The 1347-nt window shown below is 43.4% G+C and carries 1 protein-coding gene; it reads left to right on the top strand.

The window, feature by feature from the left end:
* Positions 1–321: 321 nt before the first annotated feature.
* The gene (locus tag ACFFGT_RS19205) at positions 322–1104 is read left to right on the top strand and encodes an enoyl-CoA hydratase/isomerase family protein (RefSeq protein ID WP_377024135.1); all 783 of its coding nucleotides are present in this window, start codon (positions 322–324) and stop codon (positions 1102–1104) included.
* Positions 1105–1347 lie beyond the last annotated feature (243 nt).

The raw sequence follows: 1347 nt of genomic DNA, 5'->3' as shown, positions 1-1347 counted from the left end.
CGATACTTACTTAGATAGTTTCGCTTTAGCGTCAGATCATTGGTGTTTATTCGCATAACAAAATTAGCTTAGTTATATAAAGCTAATTCTGTTACCGAATTATCTAACCTTTACAGCAATGACATGGATTTTTCAACCAACATTTTCAACCAATCTGTATTTTCCGAACACTTATGGTGACAACACCGGCCATAGGCTTAAAACCCTAAACTTTGCGTCTTAGCGCCTTTGCGAGAAACATAAAACAACTTCCATAATTTTCTTACTACTTTTACAAAACCAACAGCTTAATCATAAGCAATACCATAAAGTACATCTCCCATGGAATTTCAAAACTTGCTGATAACAAATAAAGGGCGCATTCAATACATCACCATTAATCGCGAAAGTAAGCTGAATGCCCTTAATAAAGATACGCTTGCCGAACTGCATACGGCTTTCTCCGAAGCTTTTCAAAACCCGGAGGTTGGTGGCATCATCATTACCGGTGCAGGGCCAAAAGCATTTGTTGCCGGGGCCGATATCAGCGAATTTGCCGCACTTGACGTAGAAGGCGGCACACAGCTTTCACGTACCGGTCATTCCGAAGTTTTTGATCTGATAGCCAACGGCAGCAAACCGGTGATTGCAGCCGTTAATGGCTTTGCTTTGGGCGGAGGGCTTGAGCTGGCCATGGCCTGCCATATCCGTATAGCATCCGATAATGCCAAAATGGGCCTGCCCGAAGTTACTTTGGGGCTGATGCCCGGCTATGGCGGCACGCAGCGCCTTACCCAACTGGTAGGTAAAGGCAAAGCCATGGAAATGATCCTGACTGCAGATATGATCACCGCAGCCGATGCCCTGCAATACGGCCTGGTTACCCATGTAGTTACTGCCGATGAATTGTTAACAAAAGCAGAGGAGGTCCTGGGCAAAATATTAACCCGTGCCCCTTTGGCCCTTGCCGCCGCCATTCGCTGTATTAACGCTGCTTATACCGATGGTATTAACGGTTACGAAACCGAAATAGCCGAGTTTGGCAAAAGCTTCGGCACTAAAGATTTTAAAGAAGGCGTGGCTGCGTTTTTGGAGAAAAGGAAAGCTGAGTTTAAGGGGGAGTAAGCCTGAATTTATTACGTCAATGAATTTCCCCAGAGGGTTATCTTGTAATTTTAGATCCTTAATAAAAGAAAATGTCATTTCGAATCCTTGAAGCGCGGGGAATTGTGGGGCAAGGATGAGAAATCTCCTATGATGAAAATAAGCTACAGAAAGGCTAATATTCTTGAAAAGCGGGCTAATAGACTACTATAAAGTTATAATTTATAAATGATTAAGCAAAGCGAGGCCATGTTTTCTTAATTT

The sequence above is a fragment of the Mucilaginibacter angelicae genome (genome assembly GCF_042434235.1).
GTDB classification, from domain to species: Bacteria; Bacteroidota; Bacteroidia; order Sphingobacteriales; family Sphingobacteriaceae; genus Mucilaginibacter; species Mucilaginibacter angelicae.
The sequence above is the reverse complement of the archived record's forward strand: the minus strand, read 5'-3'. Positions and strand labels throughout refer to the sequence as shown.

Excerpts from the sequence above, each read along its gene's own strand:
- ACFFGT_RS19205 (WP_377024135.1), top strand. The coding sequence starts at position 322 with ATGGAATTTCAAAACTTGCTGATAACAAATAAAGGGCGCATTCAATAC.